This window comes from uncultured Paraglaciecola sp. (genome assembly GCF_963977085.1).
Taxonomy (GTDB): domain Bacteria; phylum Pseudomonadota; class Gammaproteobacteria; order Enterobacterales; family Alteromonadaceae; genus Paraglaciecola.
Genome location: NZ_CAXBNC010000005.1, coordinates 1 through 23,985 on the forward strand (window position 1 = coordinate 1; position 23,985 = coordinate 23,985).

A 23,985-nucleotide genomic window follows, 5' to 3' on the forward strand; every position below is an offset into this window, starting at 1 on the left:
CAATGGCAGCAATAATCGCAGTGTTGTTAACCGGTGGCTTGGTTTTAGCACCTATGGCCGCAATAATCGCAGTGTTGTTAACCGGCGGCTTGGTTTTAGCACCTATGGCCGCAATGACGGCAGTGTTGTTAACCGGTGGTTTGGTTTTGGCGCCAATTGCTGCAAGAGAACTGTTAGATACTGCTGTTCCGACAATCAAAAGAAACATATTAAAATACAAATTTTTCATGATAAAACCCCTTGTTGACTTAGACAAAATTGTCTAAAAACAATTATGAAGGTTTTAAAATGGAATGTAGAGCCTTAAGCTTTAATTAACTGTGGAAATAATTGTTTGTAACTTTCGTTAAAAGTTGTCCAAATCAATAAAGTAGAGAGTGCATGTATGATGTAAGGCAATGCTTCATAGGCAAATAAAGCATTTTTAAAACCGAATATATGTCTTAGGTAATACTCGAATAAGACTGTTGTTTGGGCAATGATGATCACCGCATTAATCTTATATAGTACCCAGTCTAGATTTATTGATTTGGCTTTAGGCGATATATAACTCTCCACCATGCTTACTCTAAGAAAAACCAAGTGCCTGATAGAAATACAAATCATAATGATACAAACATACCAAAATGTTTGTGGTGGTTCGTAGCCAATTACATACCAATAGACTTCTGTTGAGATACCTAAAATAAGACACAATAAAAGTATTTTTGAGGTCCAGTCATACCAAAAGTAATAAACAAGCCAAAAACCAGTAATGTAAACAAGGCCTTTTATCAGGTAACTACTGGGTAAATATAACCAAGCGAACTCTTCGATAATGTGCTGCAAAAAAATGATTGCGATAACACTTAATACATTGACGTCCTTTCTACATAAAATTGCGGTGAAAAGAATAACACCTAGAAAGAGTCTGTCGAAAACCAAAGCATTTCCAAAAGTAAAAATACTTGCAGCGACAAAAAGCCCTCCAAAGAGAGCTGTCAAGAATTTAGGAAGATAGGCGCGTAAAATCATGCGCCCTAGACTAAAACAAGATTAACTTAAGTTAAAGCCAAAATAGTCCATAACAGTAGAGAAGAAAGATTCGCGAGTTTGTTCTGATGCAGTTTGACGACAGATAGACCACCACTTGTTCACTACCCCAACACCAATATTGTCCATGGTTTCTGGCTTGTCATTTTCGATGGCAGAGACAGTTTCACGGCTAATACCCACTCGATGTGCAAGTTCTTCTTGGGTGTAGCCGGCTTCTTTACGCAAAGACCTAAGTTGAGCACCACTAAACATTTTTCTACGTGACATGTTAAGTCGATCCTGATGTTAACTGTGAAAATTTACTATTTAATTTTTTGCGGCAAAAAATTTACCTAAGACAAATATAATTTAAACAGGACATTTAGTATATAGCTAGGTTAATAACAAATAGTAACAGATTTCAACTTTCTTATAGTCAAAAGTATGGTAACGATGATTTATTATGATTGTTTAAGGCTACTAAATTCCATCAGATCAGCGACTTTTTTATCGGAGTCATATACAATGCGCGGCCAAATTATTTAGTAACACGTTCACTTAAGAGTATTCCATGTCTTTCCAACAAGAAGTTGATAAACGCCGCACTTTTGCGATTATCTCTCACCCCGATGCGGGGAAAACCACCATTACCGAAAAAGTATTGTTGTTTGGCCAAGCCTTACAAAAAGCAGGTACGGTAAAAGGTAAAAAGTCAGGCCAACATGCTAAATCTGATTGGATGGAAATGGAAAAAGAGCGGGGTATTTCTGTTACGACTTCCGTTATGCAATTTCCCTATGGTGACTGTACAGTTAATTTATTAGATACCCCAGGCCATGAGGATTTCTCAGAAGATACTTATCGTACCTTAACGGCCGTTGATTCTTGTTTGATGGTAATAGACGCCGCAAAAGGTGTTGAAGCGCGAACCATAAAATTGATGGAAGTAACACGATTGCGTGACACCCCTATTATTACCTTTATGAATAAGCTTGATAGGGATACTCGAGATCCTATTGATTTATTAGATGAAGTTGAAGACGTACTCAATATTAAATGTGCACCCATTACTTGGCCAATTGGTATGGGCAAAGAGTTTAAAGGTGTGTATCACTTAATAAGGGACGAAACTTATCTTTATCAGTCAGGTTTAGGGCACTTAATCCAAGACGTACGTATTATCAAAGGTATCAACAATCCTGAATTAGATGAAGCCATTGGGAGTTATGCTGAAGAAATACGTGAGATGCTTGAGCTTGTGAAAGGTGCGTCTCATGAGTTTAACCATAATGAATTTTTAGCCGGTGAATTAACCCCAGTATTTTTTGGTACAGCCATGGGGAACTTTGGTGTCGATCATATGCTGGATGGTTTAGTTGAATGGGCACCATTACCTCAAGGTCGTGATACCAGCGACAGAAAAGTCGAGTCAAGCGAACAGAAATTCAGTGGTTTTGTGTTTAAGATCCAAGCCAATATGGATCCTAAACACCGTGACCGTATCGCGTTTTGCCGCATAGTTTCGGGTAAATACGAAAAAGGCATGAAAATGCACCAAAGTCGCACTGGTAAGGATATTCGAATTTCTGATGCGGTCACTTTTTTAGCCAGTGATCGGGAATTATTAGAAGAAGCCTACGCCGGTGATATTATTGGTTTACACAATCACGGGTCTATGCAAATTGGCGATACTTTTACGTCAGGTGAAAAATTCCGTTTTGCAGGTATTCCTAATTTTGCCCCTGAATTGTTTAAACGTATTCGATTAAAAGATCCTCTTAAACAAAAACAATTGCAAAAAGGTTTGATTCAATTATCTGAAGAAGGGGCGGTACAGGTATTTAGGCCGTTACAAAATAACGACTTGATAGTTGGGGCCGTAGGTGTGCTGCAGTTTGATGTGGTCGTAGCACGCTTAAAAGGTGAATATAATGTTGAAGCAATGTATGAACATATTAACGTCTATACCGCACAATGGGTGACATCTAAAGACCCTAGAAAACTCGACGAATTTAGACGCAAAGCAGAAGCCAACTTATCATTGGATGGAGGTGATAACTTAGCTTATATTGCGCCTACAAGAGTGAATTTGGCGCTAGCCAAAGAACGCTACCCTGAAATTGAGTTTCACACGACCAGAGAACACTAACAGGCTTTTATCTTTCGCCTGAAGCATTTTATATACAAGAGCAGACATGAACTTACAGACATTTTTATTAGCAAAATTTAAAGCCGCGCTCATTGCTATTGGCGCACCTGAAGGTACTCCAGCGCCACTTAGTCGCAGTACTCGTGTGGGGTTTGGACATTATCAGTTTAATGGGGCGATGGCATTGTCAAAAGTGTTGAAGCAAAACCCAAGAGATATTGCACAAAAAATTGTAGATGTCGTTGACCTAAATGATGAAGCCGAAAAGCTTGAAGTTGCCGGTCCTGGGTTCATTAATATCTACTTAAGACCGCAGTGGTTAGCCCAACAGTTACAGCTGGCAAATGCTGATGATCGTCTTGGTATCGAAACCGAGCAGCAACAAACAGTAGTAATCGATTATTCTGCGCCAAATCTCGCTAAAGAAATGCATGTTGGCCATTTGCGTAGCACCATTATTGGTGACGCAGTGGCTAAAACCCTTGAATTTTTGGGGCATAAGGTTATACGTCAAAATCACATGGGCGACTGGGGCACACAGTTTGGAATGTTAATCACTCACCTCAATGATAAATTGGCTGCCGATGGTGTTGCAGAAACTGCCTTGTCTGATTTAGAAGATTTTTATCGTGCTGCCAAAGTGCGTTTTGATAATGAGGAAGGTTTTGCAGATAGAGCCCGTGAAAACGTAGTCAAATTACAAAGTGGTGACTCTGAGTGTTTAACTTTATGGCAAACCTTTGTCACCATATCAATTGCTCATAGTGAGCAGGTGTATGACAAACTGAATGTTAGCCTCAAACCTAGCGATATAATGGGTGAAAGTGCCTACAACAAAGATTTAGCGGCAACAGTCGCCGAACTTAAATCTACTGGTATAGTGGTCGAAAGCCAAGGTGCACAAGTGGCGTTCCTGCAGGAAATGGCCGATAAAGAGGGGAACCCCGCCGCTTATATAGTACAAAAATCTGGTGGAGGGTATTTGTATGCCACCACAGATCAGGCGGCTATACGTTATCGAAATGGAGTGTTAGGTGCAGATCGTACCCTGATTTTTACTGACGTCAGGCAAGCATTACATTTTAGACAAACAGAATTGGTTGCCCGTAAAGCAGGGTTTATACAACCCAACCAAAGTTACGAACACTGCCCATTTGGTATGATGTTGGGTAGCGATGGTAAACCTTTTAAAACGCGCACAGGTGGTACAGTTAAGCTAGCCGAACTATTGGACGAAGCCATAGAGCGAGCTGAAGAACTGATCAACAAACGTGAATCCGATTTAACACCACAAGAGCGCAAAATCATTGCTGACAAAGTAGGTATTGGCGCAGTGAAATATGCCGATCTAAGTAAAAATCGTACGACAGATTACATCTTTAATTGGGATAGTATGCTCAGTTTTGAAGGCAATACTGCACCTTATTTACAATATGCCTACGCCCGAATTCAAAGTATTTTCAGAAAAGCACATTTAGATGACGTGAACTTACAGGCAGATATACAGCTAGATGAGGTGCAGGAGCAACTACTGGCAGTTAAGCTAATGCAATACGTTGAAGCAATTCAACAAGTAGCAAACGACGCTACTCCGCATGTGTTGTGTAGTTATATTTATGAGTTAGCCAGTTTATTTATGAGTTTCTACGAAGCTTGCCCAATATTAAAAGAGGGCATTGATGAGAAAACCAAAAATAGTCGTTTAATGTTAGCGCAATTGACTGCTAACACTTTGCAATCAGCTTTGGACTTGTTAGGTATTGAGACTATGAATAAGATGTAATGTCTTTAGCTTCTAGCCTAGCTTATATGTATAAATAACCCGCTATTTGGCGGGTTATTGGTTTTTATAAACTTAGAAACTAAATTTGACCTAAATGCTGATATATTCCTATCTGCTTAGTAATAATCTTAATAAAAGGTGAGACAGACACTATGGTTAAAATTCTAGCTTTTGCTGGCAGTGGCAGAAAAGACTCAGTCAATAAAAAAGTAGTGGCAATTGCCGCTAAAGGAGCACAAGAGGCAGGCGCTGAGGTCACTATCGTCAATTTAGAAGATTTTGATATGCCTATTTTTAATGAAGATTTAGAAGCGGAGCAGGGCATGCCCATAAAAGCTCAAGCCTTCAAAGAATTACTCATTAGCCATGACGGCTTTTTAATATCATCTCCCGAATACAACAGCTCATACAGTGGTTTATTTAAAAATGCGATTGATTGGGCCTCTAGAAAAACCGGAGATGAAGCTCCCATGGCTGCTTATCGAGGTAAAGTGGCCGCCATAATGGCTGCGTCTCCAGGTGTGTTAGGTGGTATGCGAGTGCTAGTGACTTTACGTATGTTATTGGAAAATATTGGGACAATGGTTTTGCCATCACAAAAAGCTGTGGGTGGTGCATTTAAGTTGTTTGATGAACAAGGCAATATTACTGACGAAAAAACCGAAAAAGCATTAAGGTCTTTGGGTAAAGAGTTGGTCGAAACTCTCACTAAGTTAAAAGGTTAAGCTTAGTGAGGGTTTCAATCTTTGTTAGCCAATAAATGAGTAATACGAATTTATTGGACTATTCAGTCAGCAAGAACTCATGTTCTGGGTCAACAATTAAACGCCCAGACATGGCTTCTCTACCAAGCAACATTAGGTATTTCATTTCAGAACGATCAGTCAGTGTAAGCTCAATACCCCACTGCATACCGGCGATTAATATATCGGTTTCGATGACGTAGCGGCTTTGATGTGTAGCGTTAGAACTCTTAACTTTACGTACACTTTTAACCTTAGCTTCTCTTACCATCAATTTGTTCACATCATGTGAGTCAGGATGAATATCAAATCGCACCCATTTTTCATTTTCTTTTTTAAATTTAACAATATTGTCCACATGCAGTGAGGATGTGGTTGCCCCTGTGTCAACTCTTGCTTCTAAGCTGCTTAGTTTAAGTTGCGGTAAATCACATAATTCAAGTGCACCAACTAAATGTTTTTCATTCATCTAAATTACTCTTTAATCGATAATAGTAGGGTCATCTAAAACCAAGTCGTCTTGCAAATTGTCTTGTAACAGTCCTAGGTGCTCGGCGACTGAATCTGGTTTTCTAAAATAAGCAATGTGATACATGGCTTCACCTTCTTGAGTTAACGGGATATTTTGTTTGCCAATTACCACACCTTCTTCAGGGCAGAGTACTTTGCTTAATTCAGTTCCATATGGATCAGCAATTATGGCCAATACGCCTCCTTTATTGACGTGATCGCCTAGTTGCGCAGCATGGTTAACAAAACCACTTTCTGTGGCGCGTACCCAGCCACTTTGGCGTGCAACAAATTTAGATATTTTATGACCTTTACGCTGCCGCTTGCTTAACATGCCGATTTCACGCATTACATTAATGACGCCTTTGACTCCAGCGCGTATGGAGAACTCATCATATCTGAGGGCTTCTCCCGCTTCGTAGAGCAGCACTTTGACTCCTAAGTCTCCAGCTGCTTGCCTGAGAGTACCTGGCCTAATGTCGGCATTGAGTAAAACTGGCAATCCAAAAGACTCCGCCATCGCTAATGTTTCTGCGTCGTCCAAATTGGCACGAATTTGAGGGAGGTTACTGCGATGAATAGCGCCAGTGTGCAAGTCAATGCCAACATCGCATTTCGAGACTATTTCATTTACAAATAGGTGCGCAAGTCTTCCTGCAATGGAGCCTTTTGCGCTACCTGGGAAACTGCGATTAAGATCTCGTCTGTCGGGTAAATAACGGCTCTGATTTAACACCCCATAACCATTTACTATAGGTACGGCGATAAGTGTGCCTTTTAAATACTTTAGTGATTTATTTTTGAGTAAACGATTGACGATTTCGATGCCATTTAATTCATCACCATGTACAGCGCCACTGACGAACATTGTGGGTCCATCACGCTTGCCGCGTTGCACATGAACTGGCATTGACATTCTAGTATCAGTATACAAAGGTGGCATAGGCAATTCGATACGTTTGGTCTCACCACGTTTTATGATTTCTCCACCAATTACAAGCTCTTTCATTTGGCCTTGTCCTCTAGTTTTATTAGGTTTGGCATTTTGTGGGATACGGAATGATAATGCCCGTCACTTTCTTTTGTATGACTAATTACAGCTGCACCTCGCAAATTTCTTGGTTTTGCATATTACTTGCAGCTGTAGCTGAACGTAAAGTGTTATTTTGCTTAGGATACGAATCAAATTAAGCTGGACTCCATTGTTGTGTATACTCTGCGTTTTTAGCGCTTTTGCAATCCAAAGATCCCCTATGGAATTTATAAAGAATATTTTTGAAAATAAACTCATTTTAACCTTTTCCATCACGTTTTTAGCACTGCTTACCAAGTACATCTTGGTAAAGTTGGTGCGTAAACAAGCCAAAAATAAAGGGGAAGATCGACGAGACTTAGTTAACAACGTAAAGAACTTTCTGAATTTTGTACTCATAGTGAGTTTATTTAGTCTTTGGGCCCAAGAGATGCAAAAATTTGCATTTTCAATCGCTGCTTTTTCAGTGGCCATTGTATTGGCTACAAGAGAGTTTATAAATTGTATAATTGGATTTTTCTATTTGGTGTCAACTCGGCCATTTCGAATTGGGGATTGGATTGAAGTTGAACAATTTGTTGGAGAAGTTTCAGCAACAGATTGGATCAAAAGTACCTTATTAGAAGTAGACATAAAAACCTACGAGTACACTGGAAAAACACTGTTTATTCCTAATAATAAGTTGATGACCAGCCCTATTAAAAACTTAAATTTTTTGAAACGTTATGCGACTCACCATTTTGAAATTGTTCGTGATCAAAGTGTTAATCCTTACGGCATTATTCAAAAGGTGATTAAAAATGCCAATGCTTACTGCGCTGACTTTCATGATGTGGCGGTACGTTATAATCATATGTTAGAAAGACGATTGGATGTAAAAATTGCCGGCCCCGAACCTCAAATAAAAGTATCCACAACTGAGATTGGCGATAACGTAGTAGAGGTCACAATTTTTTGTCCTACAGAACGAGCCATAGAAATTCAACAAGCGATAACTAAAGATTTTATGCGTTACTGGTATGCAGAAAAAAACAAACTAAAACAAAGTTAACTTGAATCATTCCTTGTTTTGTAGGGGGATTGTAAGTAATTATTTTTCTAGCCAAAATGCATAATATCCATAGTTTTATCTATTGAATTTTGGGGATATCGGTGCAAAGTAATAATCCAGCGTCAAAAGACAATGCAGCTAAAACTTGTGGAGCTAATAAAAATATTAGGCTAAGACTTATATAAGCATGCTTTAAACCATTAATTTATTGGCTAGTTGCGGGTCATATACTGTCATTTAGGTATAAAATCCGTTAAAATCCGCGTCCTTTAATTTCGAGTGCAACCCAGTTATTTATGTTTGAAATCAACCCAGTACATAATGCGTTAGCGGATATAAGACTACGCGCCGATTCGCTTCGGGGGTATCTTTGACTATGATCAAAAGAAAGAACGTCTTGAAGAAGTCAATCGCGAATTAGAAAGCCCAGATGTGTGGAATCAACCTGAGGTTGCCCAAGCCTTAGGTAAAGAAAAAGTTGCCCTTGAATTGGTTGTCGAAACCATTGAATTACTGGCGCAGGGAACTGAGGACGTTGAAGGTTTGCTTGAGCTGGCAATTGAAGCTGAAGATCAAGAAACCTTTGATGAGGCCGAATCTGAATTAGCTGAGTTGATAAAAAAGCTTGAAGCACTCGAATTCAGACGTATGTTCTCTGGTCCTAATGACGCCAATGATGGTTATATTGATATTCAATCAGGTTCTGGCGGCACTGAGGCACAAGACTGGGCCAATATGCTGTTACGCATGTATTTACGTTGGGGCGAAGCCCACGGATTTAAAACAGAATTAATTGAAGTGTCAGACGGTGATGTGGCGGGTATCAAAAGTGCCACTATTAAATTTAGCGGTGATTATGCATTTGGTTGGATACGCACTGAGACTGGGGTACATCGATTAGTTAGAAAATCACCATTTGATTCAGGTAGTCGTAGGCATACATCATTTGCCTCTGCTTTTGCGTATCCTGAAGTGGATGATGATATTGAGATAGAAATAGATCCCTCAGACTTACGCATTGATACCTATCGTGCTTCTGGTGCAGGTGGTCAACACGTTAACCGCACAGATTCGGCGGTACGAATTACCCACGAACCCACCAATATAGTGGTGCAGTGTCAGAATGATCGTTCGCAACACAAAAACAAAGCGCAGGCCATGAAACAGTTAAAGGCCAAGCTATATGAACACGAAATGCACAAACAGAATGAAGAAAAACAAAGTATGGAAGACGGCAAGTCTGACATAGGTTGGGGAAGTCAAATACGCTCATATGTATTGGACGATTCACGCATTAAAGATTTACGAACTGGGGTAGAAACCCGAAATACACAAGCCGTTTTAGACGGCGATTTAGACAAATTTATTCAAGCCAGTTTAAAATCTGGTCTGTAATACATACTCAGCAAAGAAATATCAGGAAAGTTGATGACCGAACAAACACAAGATGAAAATAAATTGATTGCAGAGCGCCGCGCAAAACTTTCTCAAATAAGAGAAAACTGTCAATCCAATGGTTTTCCCAATTCCTTTCGTCGTGAATTTTACAGTGATGAATTACAGAAAGCCTTTGGTGACCATGAGAAACCCGCGTTAGAAGAGTTAGGCAAAGTAGTGAGTATTGCAGGGCGTATTTTAGCTAAGCGTGGTCCCTTTTTGTCGTTGCAAGATATGACTGGCCGAATACAGTCTTATGCTTCGAAAGACATTCAAAAAGATATTAAAGAACGTTACGGTAGCTTGGACATTGGCGACATTATTGGGGTAAAAGGCGAGTTACACAAATCAGGAAAAGGTGATTTGTATGTGAATATGTCTGAATACCAACTCTTGACTAAGTCACTACGTCCGCTTCCAGAAAAATTCCATGGTTTGGCCGATCAAGAAACCAAATATCGTCAGCGTTATGTGGATTTGATCACTAACCAACAAACGCGCGATACTTTTATGATCCGTAGTAAAGTGGTCAGTGGTATTCGTAACTTTTTGACCGAACGTAACTTTATGGAAGTAGAAACGCCCATGTTGCAAGTCATACCAGGCGGTGCAACAGCCAAACCTTTTACTACTCATCATAATGCCCTTGATATAGAAATGTATTTACGGGTAGCTCCTGAACTGTACCTTAAACGTTTAGTTGTTGGTGGTTTTGAGCGTGTGTTTGAAATTAACCGTAACTTCAGAAATGAAGGTTTGTCTACTAGGCATAACCCCGAATTTACTATGTTAGAGTTTTATCAGTCTTACGCTGATTATCATGATTTAATGAATCTAACCGAAGAAATGTTACGTAAAGTGGCGCAAGACGTGTTGGGCACAACCATCATCAAAAACACCACTAAAGATGCTGAAGGCAATGTAGTCAGTGAAGTCAATTATGATTTTGGTCAGCCTTTTGCTCGCTTAACTATGAATGAGGCTGTCATCAAATACTGGCCAGAAGCCAATGTTGATGCGATTAACGATCCTGAAAACCATTTGCCTGAGTTAAAAGCCATGGCAAAACAGCTGCATATTAAAGAGCCTGAAGTTGATGGTATTTGGGGGCCAGGTAAATATTTGTGTGAAATTTTTGAAGCGACTGCCGAAGAAAAGCTCGATCAACCGACTTTTATTACCGCTTATCCTTGGGAAGTGTCTCCACTAGCACGCCGAAATGATGACGATAGTTTTGTGACTGACCGTTTTGAGTTTTTTGTTGGTGGCCGTGAGTTAGCTAATGGTTTCTCGGAGTTAAATGATGCCGAAGATCAAGCAGCTCGTTTTCGCAAACAAGTAGAAGAAAAAGATGCGGGTGACGATGAAGCTATGCACTTTGACGATGATTATATTCGTGCTTTGGAATACGGCTTGCCGCCAACAGCAGGTGAGGGCATAGGTATCGATCGTTTGGTAATGTTATTTACGGATAGCCCTACCATTAAAGATGTGATTTTGTTCCCACATATGAAGCCTGAAACTTCAGCTGAATAACAACTATAAGTTGAGTTTTAAAAAGGACGCTTAGGCGTCCTTTTTTGATTGTTGCGACTAGAACATTTCAGAAAGTCTAAGGGTATTCTACAAGGGGTATAGATGAATGGGATATCAAAATTAATCACACTATCTTCCCGTTTACCATTCAAAAGTGGCTGAGATGGCTATGTCAGTGGTAGAGGGGAAGTGACAACAACTGCATGATTTGGGTTTATCTGGTTATTCTCTATGGCTTATTTGCGCAAATAATTCTTGGTTATATGGCACCTTGATTTTTAATTCTGCTGCTTGTGAGGTGATATAACCATTTATAAAGGCAATTTCAGTTTGACGTTTAAACTTAATATCTTGATGCATCGAGGAATAATTATTAGCCGTAGCGGTAATGACTTGTTGCACATTCTCAATGAGTTCAGTGGTCTCAATAGCATAACCTAGTGCATTCATCACCTTAGAAATTTCATCACAAATATTAACGATCTTGGTTTTAAAGCTGCGCTGTGCAAGTCCACCATTTTTGACATTATGGATCGCTGTAAGTGGATTAATCACAGCATTAACCGCTAACTTCTTCCACAAGGCTAAACTGATATCTTGATGCCATTGACTGGGTGGCAACAGTGCTGACAGTATAGGTTCAATTGTTTGTTTTAATGTTGCATCAACTTTATCTATCCAGCCAAGATGAGTCTGACCTAAACCCGTTTCAATTAAAGTGTTTGCATCCGGTTTAAAAGCCCCGTAACTGGTGGTGGCAGCGATCAATGGATTGTTTGGTAGCAATCTTCTAACTTGATCAATAGTTCCCATGCCGTTGTGTAGCAACACTATGATATTTTTTGGCTGTATATAAGGTTGTAATTGCACTAGCACGGGAAGCACTTGATAAGCTTTAACAGGTAATATCAGTAAATCAAATGGTGCAGGTTTAGATATGAGTGCCAGGCTAGGAGGTAAACAATAAGCCCTCCCTGAAATATCAGTTACCTGCAATGACTGCTGGGGTGTTTTTACTAAATGCTGATATTCATAGCCGAGTTGCTGACATTTAAAACCCAGCAATCCGCCTATTGCTCCTTGACCCACAATAGTTAATTTCGGGACATGACTTTGCACCTTATTTAGCATGTATGGTTTGAGACAATTTATTATTTGGCCAAGGGAGAGTCCAAGGTGTAGTTAAATGAGCCACTTGTTGTTGAGTCTCATCTGATAAAAACACAGTACCTTTATTAGGTGGACAGAGGATACAAATGAGTTGCTGTTGATAGGTAAAACGAATGCAATAAGCATGAAGATAAGTTCGGTCTGAGCTTTCGCCCTTATATAAATCATCACCTAAAATTGGACTGCCGATACTTTTTAACGCCACTCGAATTTGATGGGTCTTACCGGTAAGAGGTTTAACCAAAAATAGTCTAAGGCCTGGGGAGGTAGAAAAGCTAAAGAATTGGCTACTGGCAACAGCAGTATTGCTGTTATCCAAGATCCATTTTCCGTCTCGGACTTTTTTCATACCACCTTTGACTGTACCTTGTTTTTTCTTAGGTTTTTTAGCTGAGATAGCCAGATAGTATTTTTCTATTTGTTTTTGTTCAAACAGCTGGCCAAACACTGCCGCTGCTTTTGGATGTTTGGCGAGAATTAAAATACCCGAGGTGATCTTGTCTAATCTATGCACCAACCATAATTGTTCAACCTTAAGTTGTTGGCAAAGTATTGGTAAAATACCTGATTGCTGAGATTCATTTTGCACCGATATCGCGCTGGGTTTGTTGACTACTATAAAATCTGGGTGATCAAACAAAACGTCTATGGATTCTAACAAAACCTATTGTTACTCCAGCAATTGTAAGGCACTAACATAATCCAAATTATCTATGGCTTGTTTCAGTTCATCCAGTTTTTCAGGAGACAAATTTAAAGATGGTCCAAAACTTTGCATTTTACTATCGGAAATAAATTCACTGCGTTTTAAAGCTGCGATTAGTAAGGCTTTGTCATCTTGTTCAGGTGCAACTTTAGGACTGACTTCCACATCATTCTCTGTTGAATAGAGTTGTATTTGGGTCAACGTTTGCTCAAGCACGTCTAAAAAGCTCTTTAAAGAAGCATCAGTTGTTTGGCTTGCTAAATTATCCTCAAGTTCTTTACAGGCATTGTGCAAGGCCTTCATACCTAAATTTCCACTGACACCCTTTATGGTATGCACTTCTTGTTTGGCGGTATTAAAATTGTCTTGCTGCAAACACTCTAAAAGTAACTTATCAAAATGTTGATATTGTTTGATGAATTTTTCTAAGATTTGTACCAATAACGATTGATTACCACTAAATTGATTTATGGCAAATTTGGCATCAAAAATACTTATAACAGAGCCTGACAAAATAGCGTTTCCTTCAATGTAATGAGGTATTTAAAAAATTAAACCCTATTCTAGCAAAGAAATTGGTGTATTAGATACTCGAAATATAATAGTCAAATAACGGGTCTGTTTACTTTCCATTTAGTAGCGATATTTGGAAGTTAAACAGTCCCTAGTTACTTTATTTATAAACTGCAGGTAGACTAGAACCCATAAGTAGTTTTTTATTTTTAGTTGGATGGTATTTTGCAAGTAAAACAAACATCTTTTGTAGAGCGTTTAAATGTATTACAAGACCAAGCGGTTGCACAAACCTTAACTGGAATACGTCACGGGGTAGAGCGGGAAACCTTACGTATTAATCCTGACGGTGGTTTGGCGCAGAGTCCTCATCAGCCGGCTTTAGGGGCGGCTTTAACCCATGATTTTATCACTACCGATTTTTCTGAGTCTTTGTTGGAATTTATTACACCACCTGAAGTATCTGTGCAAAAAACGATTGCTCAGTTAACTGACGTGCACAAATTTACAGTATCAAATATAGGTGATGAACGTTTATGGCCTATGAGTATGCCTTGCTTTATTGAGAGTCAAGACGCGATTCCTATCGCTAACTTTGGCTCTTCCAATGTAGGAAAAATGAAAACTCTATATCGAGTTGGCCTAAAAAACCGCTACGGTAGTATGATGCAGGCCATTTCTGGTGTGCATTTTAATTTTTCTCTTCCTGATGAGTTCTGGCAACAGTGGCTAGATAAAACTGACGGGGTGCCTGCTGATAAAGATGCCATCTCCGCAGGATATTTTGCGTTGATCAGAAATTACCGCCGCTTTTGCTGGTTAATTCCCTTTTTGTATGGCGCGTCTCCGGCCATTTGTGGTTCATTTATCAAAGGTAAAGAAACTCACTTACCTTTTAAGAAATTGGGTAAAGGCACCTATTATTTACCTTATGCCACCTCTCTAAGAATGAGTGATTTGGGGTATACTAATAGCGCGCAGTCTGGTTTAAATATTTGTTATAACCAAGTAGATAGCTATATTGAATCGTTAAGAGCTGCCATTAATCAACCTTCTTCGGTTTATCAAAAATTTGCTGGAAAGAAATCAGGCGAGTATCAACAGTTAAATGCCAACGTGTTGCAAATAGAAAATGAACTGTATTCGCCCATTAGACCCAAACAACCCACTCAGCCCTTGGAAAAACCGTCAGAGGCGCTAGACAAAAGGGGCGTGAGCTACATAGAAGTGCGGGCGCTAGACGTTAATCCATTTAGTGCCATTGGTATTGAGGAAAATCAGTTTTATTTTCTTGATGTGTTTTTGTTGTATTGTGTAACCCATCCAAGTGAAATGATGGATGCACAGCAATATCATGAAACCGAACTTAATTTACGTGCGGTTGTGGATCACGGGCGAGACCCAGAAATTATGCTCTCAAATGAGCATCAATCCATAGCATTATCTACTTGGGCCTTACAATTATTTGCTGATATGCAAAAAGTGGCTTTAGTGCTCGACGAAGCAAACAACACCACAAAGTATTCAACGGCGTTAGAGCAAGAAAAACAGAAAGTTCTAGATCCTAGTTTGACTCCGTCAGCCAAAATTTTACATAAATTAGTCAGTCAACAATGTGACAATGGCTCATTGGGCTTGGCATTGGCTGAAGATTACAAAAAACAATTGCTCGAGTCTGATTATGAATTTATGAATGCGGATGTATTAGCAGAGCATGCCAGGCTATCCATTGAGAAGCAGCATATTATAGAGCAGCAAGACACTATTTCTTTCGATGATTTTCTAAGTGGTTATTTTTCGGTTGCAGAAATCAACTGATTTAGAGCAAAAAAAAAGCCTGATAAATATCAGGCTTCAAAGCTACTACCAGGGAAAACACATAATAACTAGAACACGCTAATTAAGAGTAGGTTATGGATCAAAAGTTCACAAAAAAACATCAAATTTTTATAGTTTTTATAATAACTATGGCGAGTACCCTATTTTTAGGGGCTTGCACTACCACTCCTCCACAAAACATTAGTAATATTTGTGATATTTTTACTGAAAAGCGGGACTGGTTTGAGACAGCTAACGACATGAAAAATAAGTGGGGAGTGCCCATTCACGTGCCAATGTCTATCATGTATCAGGAAAGTTCCTTTAAGGCGAAAGCTCGCCCACCTAAGGATTATTTCTTTTTTGGTTTGATACCTTGGGGACGGGTCAGCAGTGCTTATGGATACTCTCAGGCAAAAACACCCACTTGGGATGACTATAAAAGGGAAACAGATAATTCTTGGGCCGATCGTTCGGATTTTAGTGATGCAATGGATTTTATGGGCTGGTTTATTAATAAAACCAATGAAATAAACGGGGTATCTAAATGGGATGCCCAATTGCAGTATCTTAATTATCACGAGGGCTGGGGCGGCTATAGCCGAGGTAGTTATAATAATAAAGCATGGCTAAAAGATGTCGCAAAAACCGTTAACGCACGAGCATTAAGGTATGCGACTCAGTTAAAAACCTGTGAAGAAGAGTTATCTAAAGGTTGGTTTTGGAGATTGTTCAGCTAACAACTTGTAAAACAGTACGGACCATTCACAGCTCTGTACTGTTTTTATTATACCTAAAGAATTTGATTTTATTATTGAACCCATCAAAAAGCTGCTCTGCTAAGCGTTCACTCTTGGTATCACTCGCCGCAATAGTCATCTTAGGTAATGCGTAGAAGTCACTTAACGCTTGATCTTCAGTAAGTTTTAGAGGCACAAAACATAAGCCAAAGTCCCTGCCTAGGGTTTTACCTGTTCTGTTTTCGATGTCAGTGCCAATGGCGTTTTGCAGGTCTGCACTCGCTGTGGGTTGGCAAATAACAATGAGATGGAAATTACGTTTGCAGCGTAAAGTCGCCGATATTTGTGCTACTACTGTGGTCATAGTATCTGAGTGTGTGGTGTTATTTTGCTGGCGACTGTTTCCGATGCAGACCATAGTTAACTCTGTGTTTAATATGGCGTGATGTAAGTCTCCAGATGCAATTAAATTATTCAGTCTACGTACTTGTTTGACAAGGGCTTTCAACTTTAAATCGGTAGGCGAGACTCGACCTTGATTTATAGCATTAACCTTACGTTGATCATGATCAATTGCTATCACTTTGTGGCCTAAAGCGGCTAATCCTATTCCAGTGACTGTGCCCATTGTACCTAGCCCAATTACATTAATATTCAAGCTATAACGACTTAGAGGTAAACGCTGTTTTTTATTTTGACCGTAACCTATAGCTACAATCTTAGACAGGCCATAGTGGTCGGATTGGGTCGATGAGTTGTGGGCCAACACTGGGGAATTAGATTCATAAGGGGACGCAGAAGTCTGTTCAAACATAGAATTTACTCACTTTATTTATAACAACCTTAGGAGTCGAGTTGTTAGTTTTTATTAATTTAGGTGAGATAAAGCAGTTATTGTTCCAATTTTTATAAATGCTTATAAATCAATGTGTTACTGTGTTTTTGGTGGTTTTTTTTACTAAGCCAGTGTGAAATATTGACTTATGTGTTTCAAAATAGCGACATTTCATTAACCCAAGAGAGATACTGATTATCTAACTCTATTTTGAAAAACTATTGTTTTAACTTAAGCCTCTTACACTCGTTAGGATGGTTGTAAAATGGGAATATTAAGATTGACTGTTATTTAATAAGTACCTGAAAAATCAGTCATCATTGGGCACGGTATCTTCAGTAGACTCAGCGGCCATTGCCGCTCGGTCGGCTTTGCTTATGTATTTAGGTTTATTACTGGAAGACAATTTGGCATTGGCCTTTTTGGCTCGAGCTTTTAAAATTTGATTACCTTTTTTACGACGGTTCATATATCACCTCTGAACTTTTGAATAACTGCATAATACCAGCTTCGAATAGGGATCCAAATTGTATAATAGCATTTAGGTATTATTGGCCAGTTTCACTTGTTGTTGAAATATTGGTAACGGATGCTGCACAGGTAAGGAGTGGGATAAGTAACCTTTTAGGTTATCGCTTCTAGCGCCAATGTTATTGATAAAGGCAATATCAGCACAAATTCTTCGACACTATAAGGCCAACAATCTCTTCAGTGTTATCACGGGTTTTATTTAGATAGAGTATTTAAATTAATATTTAGCCTGATGTAATGGCAAGTCTATTAATACAAGCAAGGCCGATTGTCCTCCCCATTCTTTGGGAGCCTGATGAAAACCTTTTACTGCAGGATGTTGTATTAGCCAATTGGGAATAGACTTTTTCAGGGCATAAGTTCCTTTGCCATGCATAATAGATACACAATAGACATGTTGTTTTTGTGCGGCATGAATAAGTGCGGCTATTTCGTGTTTGGCCTCATCTTTATTTATACCGTGCAAGTCGAGTATAAAATCGGGTGGATAATCGCCACGACTTAAGCGTTTGACTTCATGGCTGTCGGTTTCAGGTTTGACATATTTGAGAGGTTGTCCGATATCAAAATAGCCTTCAAAACCGTCTGAAAACTCAAATGCAGCGGCAACTTGTTTGATTTCTGCTAGATCTGCGTTGTTTTTTTGCTTAAGTCCCGAATTCTGCTTGCTGGAAAAGCGCTGAGGCGGTATTTTGTCCTGCTTTATTGGCGCTACATCTTTGAACTCATTTTTAAATAGGTCAGGTTCATCAATATCTGATTGAGTTTTGCGGTGATATGGCGTGTTTTTCATTCATTACAAGTACATATTTGCTATGGCTCTAGCATAACAAAATTTGCTACAAGCGCATATGTATTCAAGGTTAACGAACCTAGATTTATTAAGCGACAAGATGACCAAAGATACTTTTACAGAATTAGAAGCCCAGCAGATAGCTGAAGACTTGCACACTATGTTAGATATGGTGAGGTGGTCAGTGACCTGTTTTAATCAGGCTGGATTGTTCTATGGCCATGGCACAGATAACCCTTGGGATGAAGCGGTGAGTTTAGTGTTACAGCTATTACATTTAGATCAAAATTTGCCATTGCAAACCGGTGACCAGTTATTCCATAGCCGTTTAACCTTACCTGAAAAGTTAAATATTATCGCAATAGTTAAACGCCGTGCAGAAGAACGTATTCCGGTTCCTTATTTAACAAATCAAGCGTGGTTCTGTGATTTACCTTTTTTCGTGGATGAGCGTGTACTTATCCCTAGATCACCCTTTGCAGAACTGATCAAAAATCACTTCGAAGAATGGATTGGAGACAGTGAACCGCAACATATATTGGATTTGTGTACAGGCGGAGGTTGTATTGCTATCGCTTTGGCATATGCGTTCGAAGAGGCTCAGGTCGATGCTGTAGATATTAGCCAAGATGCCCTTGATGTAGCAGAAATCAATATCACTGAACATGAATTGAATCACAGAGTCTACCCGATTCAATCTGATTTAATGGGGGCCTTGCAAGGTCAACAATATGATTTGATTGTGAGTAATCCACCTTACGTGGATGCTGAGGATATGGAGGATTTACCAGAAGAATTTCACCACGAACCAGAATTGGCTTTGGCTGCTGGTACAGATGGTCTGGATTTAGTCGACAATATTTTACGTCAGGCACCTCTTCATTTAACTGATAATGGTTGGTTATTTGTTGAAGTGGGTAATAGCGAAGTGCATATGTTTAGCCGCTACCCAGAATTACCTATTCAGTGGGTAGAATTTGAAAATGGTGGTCACGGTGTATTTGCTATAAGCAAGAACGATTTAGTTGAGTACTGGCGCTCGGTTGACCATTAAACTAAACAAATTATGTTTAGAATAGCATTGCGGTATTCGGCCCATTTCAAGATACGTAGTTAAAAAATAATAGGATTTTAATATTATGGCAGGTAACACTTTCGGTAAATTATTCACCGTCACCACCTTTGGCGAAAGCCATGGGATTGCTATTGGTGGCATTATCGATGGATGTCCTCCTGGTTTAGAGTTATCTGAAGCAGATTTACAAGTTGATCTAGACAGGCGCAAGCCTGGCACGTCCCGTTACACAACGGCCAGACGCGAAGAAGACGAAGTGAAAATTTTGTCTGGTGTATTTGAAGGTAAAACTACAGGTACCAGTATTGGTTTGTTGATTAACAATACAGATCAACGCAGTAATGATTATTCAAAAATTAAAGACACTTTCCGCCCTGGTCATGCCGATTACACCTATCAGCAAAAATATGGACTACGAGATTATCGTGGTGGTGGCCGCTCTTCAGCTCGTGAAACCGCGATTCGTGTTGCCGCTGGTGGCGTGGCTAAAAAATATCTTAAAGAACATCATGGTGTGGAGATTCATGGGTATTTATCGCAGTTAGGACCCATCAAAGTTGAAACTGTTGATCATAGTGTGACCAACACTAATGCTTTTTTCTGCCCAGATCCAAGCAAACTCGAAGCCCTTGATGCTTATATGCGAGACCTTAAAAAACAAGGTGATTCTATTGGCGCAAAAGTGTCGGTAGTTGCCACTAATATGCCTGTGGGTCTAGGTGAGCCGATTTTTGATCGATTGGATGCCGATTTAGCCCATGCCATGATGGGCATTAACGCAGTTAAAGGTGTAGAAGTGGGAGATGGTTTTGCTACAGTCGAACAAAAAGGCAGTGAACACCGCGACGCGTTGACGCCAGAAGGTTTTGCCTCAAACCGTTCCGGTGGGGTGTTAGGTGGTATTTCTACTGGTCAAGATTTAGTAGTACATATGGCACTCAAACCCACGTCTAGTATCAGTGTGCCAGGCGAAACTATTGATATACATGGTAAAACTGCAGAAGTGATCACTAAAGGTAGACATGATCCTTGCGTGGGGATCAGAGCCGTGCCTATCGCTGAGGCTATGATGGCCTTGGTGGTGATGGATCATTTATTAAGAGATCGCGGACAAAATGCTGATGTGCATTGTACGACCCCTGTCATTGCTGCGAAGGTCGGGCCTCGGTAGGTCGGGCCTCGGTAGGTCGGGCCTCGGTAGGTCGGGCCTCGGTAGGTCGGGCCTCGATCGGTCGTACATTGCCCAGTCGGACTTCACTGTATAACCTTTAGGTAAGGTAAAACTTGCCTTTCAACTTTGGCCTTATTAGGCCAAGCTTGCTGTTTTATTCTTTAACTTAAGTCGTATAATTGTCTAAATCTGCATTTTCCAATACAAATCTCATATTACTGGCTACCACATATTTATTTTATTATGGGCAGTTTGGCGTGTTGATGCCCTATCTTGGGGTGTTCCTTGATGGCAGAGGATTTACTTCCAGTGAAATTGGTGAGTTATTTGCGTTAATCACCGTTGCTCGTATAGCGGGCCCCAATTTATGGGCAGTGCTTGCTGATAAATCGGGCAGGGCGCTAAGGGTATTGCAACTTGGCGCTCTGTTAACCTTCGGTACGTTTTGTTTGGTCTTTTTTGTGGATGGTTTTTGGGCACTCACTCTTAGCCTCGCTCTAATGATGATGTTTTGGACAGCAATTTTGCCGCAAATTGAGGGGTTAACCTTAAATTGTGTGTTTGGTCATGCCAGTCGTTACGGTCGAATTCGGTTATGGGGCAGCATCGGCTATATTTTGCTGACTATCCTCACTGGAAAAATGATTGATGTATTTTCTAGCGAAGCGCCTATTTACGTAGGGGCGTTAGTGTTGTTTAGCTTGTTTGTCATTACCTTATTGTTAAAAGCGCCCCCACAAGAAAAAGCAGACAACCTTCAACATGTCTCGATTTGGCATAAAATTAATACTCCGGTGTTTTATGCTTTTTTACTTTCAGTTGCATTGTTACAGCTTAGCTTCGGTGCCTATTATGGTTTTTTTGCCTTATACCTTCTTGATTTAGGTTACAGCGGCCAAGCAACTGGGTGGCTTATTGCCTTAGGTGTGTTGGCGGAAGTCATTATATTTTTACAAGCGGGTAAATTGATTACTTTATTTGGTGTAAAGTGGATTTTAGTGATCAGTGTTTTACTCACAGCGCTACGCTGGTATTTGTTGGCCGTAGCGGCAAACTACCCTGTAATATTAGTGTTCAGTCAAATGTTACATGCCTTTAGTTTTGGCATGACTCACGCCGCATCTATGCATTTTATTCATCACTATTTTGGTCATAAGTTTCAAAGTCAGGGCCAAGCGATTTATATCAGTATTGGTTTTGGTATAGGTGGCGCAGTTGGTGGTTATGGAGCCGGTTATTTTTGGCAACAAGGGCAAGGTGCTGAACTTACTTTTATCTTGGCGGCTGCAGCGGCTGTGTTGTCTGCTGCCAGCTTATTAATTGTTTCTTCTAAACGTATGTAAACTGTTCACAACTGACGTATAAAATTGAATTATTTCAAGTGTTAACCACTAGGCATGGATGTTTTTACTAGATTGATTGATATATAAACAGTTATCTAAGTGTAATTTGTTGCAGTATAGTTGTCTAAAATATGACAAATTTGTGACTAACTTGTTGAAACAAAAAGCCTTGTTGGACCAGTTTTTTTATTAATAGTTGTTGACCTGTCGTATGTTAGATATATACTAGCAATGCTTGAAAGTAAGTTTGATATTTATGTACATTGTTTCGACGTTCCATTGTAGTACCCGGTCTCGTAGCTCATAAGTAATTGCAACACACTTCAGCACAACTAACGTCTCTTAGGGGACACAATTACTCTTGAAAAATATAGGAAAGACTATGTCTGCAACTACTGGTACAGTAAAATGGTTTAACGAATCTAAAGGTTTCGGTTTCATTCAACAAGAAAACGGCCCTGATGTTTTTGCTCACTTCCGTGCTATCACAGGTACTGGCTTTAAAACTTTGGCCGAAGGTCAAAAAGTTGAGTTCACTGTAACTCAAGGCCAAAAAGGTCCTCAAGCTGAGAACATCGTAGTACTTTAATTATCAACTAATTAGAATTCTACAAAAAAAGCAAACCTTAGGGTTTGCTTTTTTTATGCCTGGAGAAAAGCGGCTTTGAGCATAAAAAGAATTTGAACCTCAGAGGAAAAACATAATAATATGCTTTTCTTCTACTCTGTGCAGCGCTCTGTGGTTAAATTTTTAGTCTTTTGTTAATCCTATAATTATTCTGTCAACTCTCCGCGTAAGTTTGCAACTAACTGACGTTTGATATGGTTTGCTGGTAAATTTTTACTGAGCAAATAATGTAATTTAGCCAAGGCCGCTTCTGGTGTCATGTCTTGCCCAGAAACTACACCGACTTCTCGTAATACGTGACCATTCGCATAACCACTCATATTGACTTTACCGCGCACACACTGAGTGCAATTTAATACAATTATGCCTTGCTGATCTGCAACAGATAATTGATTCAATAGGCTGGCATTCTGAGGCGCATTGCCTACACCAAAGCTAAGAAGGATCAGTGCTTTTACTGGTTGCTGTAAGGTGTTTTTAATCACGTCTGTGCTGATACCTGGATACAAAGTCACTATGCCGATAGGTTGAGATTCAATTTGGCTCACATGAAGGTCTTTACTGGAATTTATTCCAAGAATATTTTTGTTTACTTCAATATTAATGCCCGCTTTGAGTAAAGGCGGAAAATTTGGAGAATCAAAAGCGTTAAAACCATCGGCATCAAGTTTGCGGCTGCGATTACCTCTAAATAACTGATTGTTAAAATATAAAGTGACCTCTGCAATAGGATAGTTAGCGGCTATATACAAGGCATTTAATAGATTCACTTGACCGTCAGATCGCAATTGAGCAAGTGGTATTTGTGAACCTGTTACTATGACGGGTTTACCTAAGTCCTCAAGCATGAAAGACAAGGCTGAGGCTGTATAGGCCATGGTATCTGTGCCATGCAAAATAATAAAACCATCATAGTTATGGTAGTTTTGATGAATATCATTAGCTATCTGCTGCCAATCAGAAGGGCTCATATCAGAGGAGTCAATCAGGTGATTGTATTCGTGGATGGTAAAATTAGGCATTTCACTGCGGTGAAACTCAGGCATATTCGCCAAGGTTTCAGATAAAAAACCTGCCGCAGGAATAAAACCCTGAGAAGAAGGGCGCATACCAATAGTGCCGCCTGTGTACGCAATATAAATATGTTTTTTCATATAAGTAACAAATACACCTTAAATTATTATTATTTTTAACTACTGTAACTCTTGCTCTCGATATTAACCAATAATTCCATTATGTTTGGGGTCTGCCAGTTAGCTGAATCATGGCATAGGTTTGACAGACGGGCTTGATGAAGGTCATTACGTGAAGCGTTTAATGATGATCAACACTACTTTGGGCGATGCAGGTTTTCAACAGAATAAATTTAACAAACTCTTTTATTCTGACTGATACTCTAATCTGAA

Annotated in this window: 24 protein-coding genes; 12 read left to right on the plus strand and 12 right to left on the minus strand. The window is 39.6% G+C overall.

Annotation, left to right across the window (positions count from 1 at the left end; all coding sequences use genetic code 11):
* The 3 genes from AAC000_RS07345 to AAC000_RS07355 all read right to left on the minus strand — a co-directional run.
* On the minus strand, positions 1-229 hold a 229-nt coding region (locus AAC000_RS07345), incomplete at its 3' end, for a hypothetical protein (RefSeq protein WP_339721429.1).
* A 74-nt stretch (positions 230-303) separates the two neighbouring features.
* The gene (locus AAC000_RS07350; protein WP_339721431.1) at positions 304-1,014 is read right to left on the minus strand and encodes a hypothetical protein; all 711 of its coding nucleotides are present in this window, start codon (positions 1,012-1,014) and stop codon (positions 304-306) included.
* 21 nt (positions 1,015-1,035) lie between these two features.
* Positions 1,036-1,302 (minus strand): helix-turn-helix transcriptional regulator, encoded by a 267-nt coding sequence (locus AAC000_RS07355; protein WP_339721433.1) that lies wholly within the window; start codon positions 1,300-1,302, stop codon positions 1,036-1,038.
* Between the two features lie 283 nt (positions 1,303-1,585).
* Here AAC000_RS07355 and prfC point away from each other — a divergent pair, with 283 nt between their 5' ends.
* From prfC to AAC000_RS07370, 3 genes are all read left to right on the plus strand, one after another.
* A complete protein-coding gene (prfC, locus tag AAC000_RS07360; RefSeq protein ID WP_339721434.1) occupies positions 1,586-3,163 on the plus strand; it encodes a peptide chain release factor 3 in 1,578 nt (525 codons plus the stop codon).
* Between the two features lie 46 nt (positions 3,164-3,209).
* Entirely contained in the window at positions 3,210-4,946 is a 1,737-nt protein-coding gene (argS, locus tag AAC000_RS07365) for an arginine--tRNA ligase (protein ID WP_339721436.1), read from the plus strand.
* Positions 4,947-5,098: 152 nt separating this feature from the next.
* Positions 5,099-5,671 (plus strand): NAD(P)H-dependent oxidoreductase, encoded by a 573-nt coding sequence (locus AAC000_RS07370; RefSeq protein WP_339721438.1) that lies wholly within the window; start codon positions 5,099-5,101, stop codon positions 5,669-5,671.
* 58 nt (positions 5,672-5,729) lie between these two features.
* Here AAC000_RS07370 and AAC000_RS07375 read toward each other — a convergent pair whose 3' ends face one another.
* Complete coding sequence (locus tag AAC000_RS07375; RefSeq protein WP_339721440.1) at positions 5,730-6,158, minus strand: RimK/LysX family protein; 429 nt, start codon at positions 6,156-6,158, stop codon at positions 5,730-5,732.
* Between the two features lie 12 nt (positions 6,159-6,170).
* Positions 6,171-7,208: a succinylglutamate desuccinylase/aspartoacylase family protein gene (locus tag AAC000_RS07380; RefSeq protein WP_339721442.1), complete on the minus strand. Its 1,038-nt coding sequence runs from the start codon at positions 7,206-7,208 to the stop codon at positions 6,171-6,173.
* 244 nt (positions 7,209-7,452) lie between these two features.
* On the opposite strand from AAC000_RS07380, the gene AAC000_RS07385 reads away from it, so the two are divergent.
* From AAC000_RS07385 to lysS, 3 genes are all read left to right on the plus strand, one after another.
* Complete coding sequence (locus AAC000_RS07385) at positions 7,453-8,283, plus strand: mechanosensitive ion channel family protein (protein ID WP_339721444.1); 831 nt, start codon at positions 7,453-7,455, stop codon at positions 8,281-8,283.
* Positions 8,284-8,579: 296 nt separating this feature from the next.
* Positions 8,580-9,678 (plus strand): peptide chain release factor 2 gene (prfB, locus tag AAC000_RS07390; protein ID WP_339721446.1). Its coding sequence is split into 2 segments (ribosomal slippage): positions 8,580-8,654 and positions 8,656-9,678, totalling 1,098 coding nucleotides; the frame shifts between segments, so codons are not numbered across the junction.
* 33 nt (positions 9,679-9,711) lie between these two features.
* A complete protein-coding gene (gene lysS / locus AAC000_RS07395; protein ID WP_339721447.1) occupies positions 9,712-11,256 on the plus strand; it encodes a lysine--tRNA ligase in 1,545 nt (514 codons plus the stop codon).
* Positions 11,257-11,478: 222 nt separating this feature from the next.
* On the opposite strand, the gene AAC000_RS07400 is transcribed toward lysS, so the two are convergent.
* The 3 genes from AAC000_RS07400 to AAC000_RS07410 are packed head-to-tail and all read right to left on the minus strand — an operon-like array spanning position 11,479 to position 13,645.
* Positions 11,479-12,375 carry a 2-dehydropantoate 2-reductase gene (locus AAC000_RS07400; RefSeq protein WP_339721449.1) on the minus strand — a complete coding sequence of 299 codons (897 nt, stop codon included), beginning with the start codon at positions 12,373-12,375 and terminating at the stop codon, positions 11,479-11,481.
* Between the two features lies 1 nt (position 12,376).
* Positions 12,377-13,087: a TIGR01621 family pseudouridine synthase gene (locus tag AAC000_RS07405; RefSeq protein ID WP_339721451.1), complete on the minus strand. Its 711-nt coding sequence runs from the start codon at positions 13,085-13,087 to the stop codon at positions 12,377-12,379.
* Positions 13,088-13,096: 9 nt separating this feature from the next.
* Complete coding sequence (locus AAC000_RS07410) at positions 13,097-13,645, minus strand: Hpt domain-containing protein (RefSeq protein ID WP_339721453.1); 549 nt, start codon at positions 13,643-13,645, stop codon at positions 13,097-13,099.
* A gap of 225 nt (positions 13,646-13,870) precedes the next feature.
* Here AAC000_RS07410 and gshA point away from each other — a divergent pair, with 225 nt between their 5' ends.
* Together gshA and AAC000_RS07420 are read left to right on the plus strand one after the other, a co-directional pair.
* The gene (gene gshA, locus AAC000_RS07415; RefSeq protein ID WP_339721455.1) at positions 13,871-15,463 is read left to right on the plus strand and encodes a glutamate--cysteine ligase; all 1,593 of its coding nucleotides are present in this window, start codon (positions 13,871-13,873) and stop codon (positions 15,461-15,463) included.
* A 95-nt stretch (positions 15,464-15,558) separates the two neighbouring features.
* Entirely contained in the window at positions 15,559-16,203 is a 645-nt protein-coding gene (locus tag AAC000_RS07420; RefSeq protein WP_339721457.1) for a hypothetical protein, read from the plus strand.
* Between the two features lie 25 nt (positions 16,204-16,228).
* Here AAC000_RS07420 and AAC000_RS07425 read toward each other — a convergent pair whose 3' ends face one another.
* From AAC000_RS07425 to smrB, 3 genes are all read right to left on the minus strand, one after another.
* Complete coding sequence (locus tag AAC000_RS07425) at positions 16,229-17,017, minus strand: hypothetical protein (RefSeq protein WP_339721459.1); 789 nt, start codon at positions 17,015-17,017, stop codon at positions 16,229-16,231.
* A 331-nt stretch (positions 17,018-17,348) separates the two neighbouring features.
* Complete coding sequence (locus tag AAC000_RS07430) at positions 17,349-17,507, minus strand: DUF2986 domain-containing protein (protein WP_339721460.1); 159 nt, start codon at positions 17,505-17,507, stop codon at positions 17,349-17,351.
* Between the two features lie 279 nt (positions 17,508-17,786).
* On the minus strand, positions 17,787-18,362 hold the full coding sequence (gene smrB, locus AAC000_RS07435) for an endonuclease SmrB (protein ID WP_339721461.1): 576 nt from the start codon (positions 18,360-18,362) through the stop codon (positions 17,787-17,789).
* Positions 18,363-18,462: 100 nt separating this feature from the next.
* Between smrB and prmB the strand changes: the two genes are divergently transcribed.
* The 4 genes from prmB (at position 18,463) to AAC000_RS07455 (ending at position 22,540) form a co-directional block, all read left to right on the plus strand.
* Positions 18,463-19,416 (plus strand): 50S ribosomal protein L3 N(5)-glutamine methyltransferase, encoded by a 954-nt coding sequence (gene prmB / locus AAC000_RS07440; protein ID WP_339721463.1) that lies wholly within the window; start codon positions 18,463-18,465, stop codon positions 19,414-19,416.
* A gap of 85 nt (positions 19,417-19,501) precedes the next feature.
* Positions 19,502-20,608, plus strand: coding sequence for a chorismate synthase (aroC, locus tag AAC000_RS07445; protein ID WP_339721465.1), 1,107 nt, complete (start codon positions 19,502-19,504; stop codon positions 20,606-20,608).
* A gap of 212 nt (positions 20,609-20,820) precedes the next feature.
* Positions 20,821-21,951, plus strand: a complete 1,131-nt coding sequence (locus AAC000_RS07450; protein WP_339721874.1) for an MFS transporter — start codon at positions 20,821-20,823, stop codon at positions 21,949-21,951.
* Between the two features lie 382 nt (positions 21,952-22,333).
* A complete protein-coding gene (locus AAC000_RS07455; RefSeq protein WP_007617424.1) occupies positions 22,334-22,540 on the plus strand; it encodes a cold-shock protein in 207 nt (68 codons plus the stop codon).
* Between the two features lie 185 nt (positions 22,541-22,725).
* On the opposite strand, the gene ansA is transcribed toward AAC000_RS07455, so the two are convergent.
* Entirely contained in the window at positions 22,726-23,733 is a 1,008-nt protein-coding gene (gene ansA / locus AAC000_RS07460; RefSeq protein WP_339721476.1) for an asparaginase, read from the minus strand.
* Between the last annotated feature and the right edge of the window lie 252 nt (positions 23,734-23,985).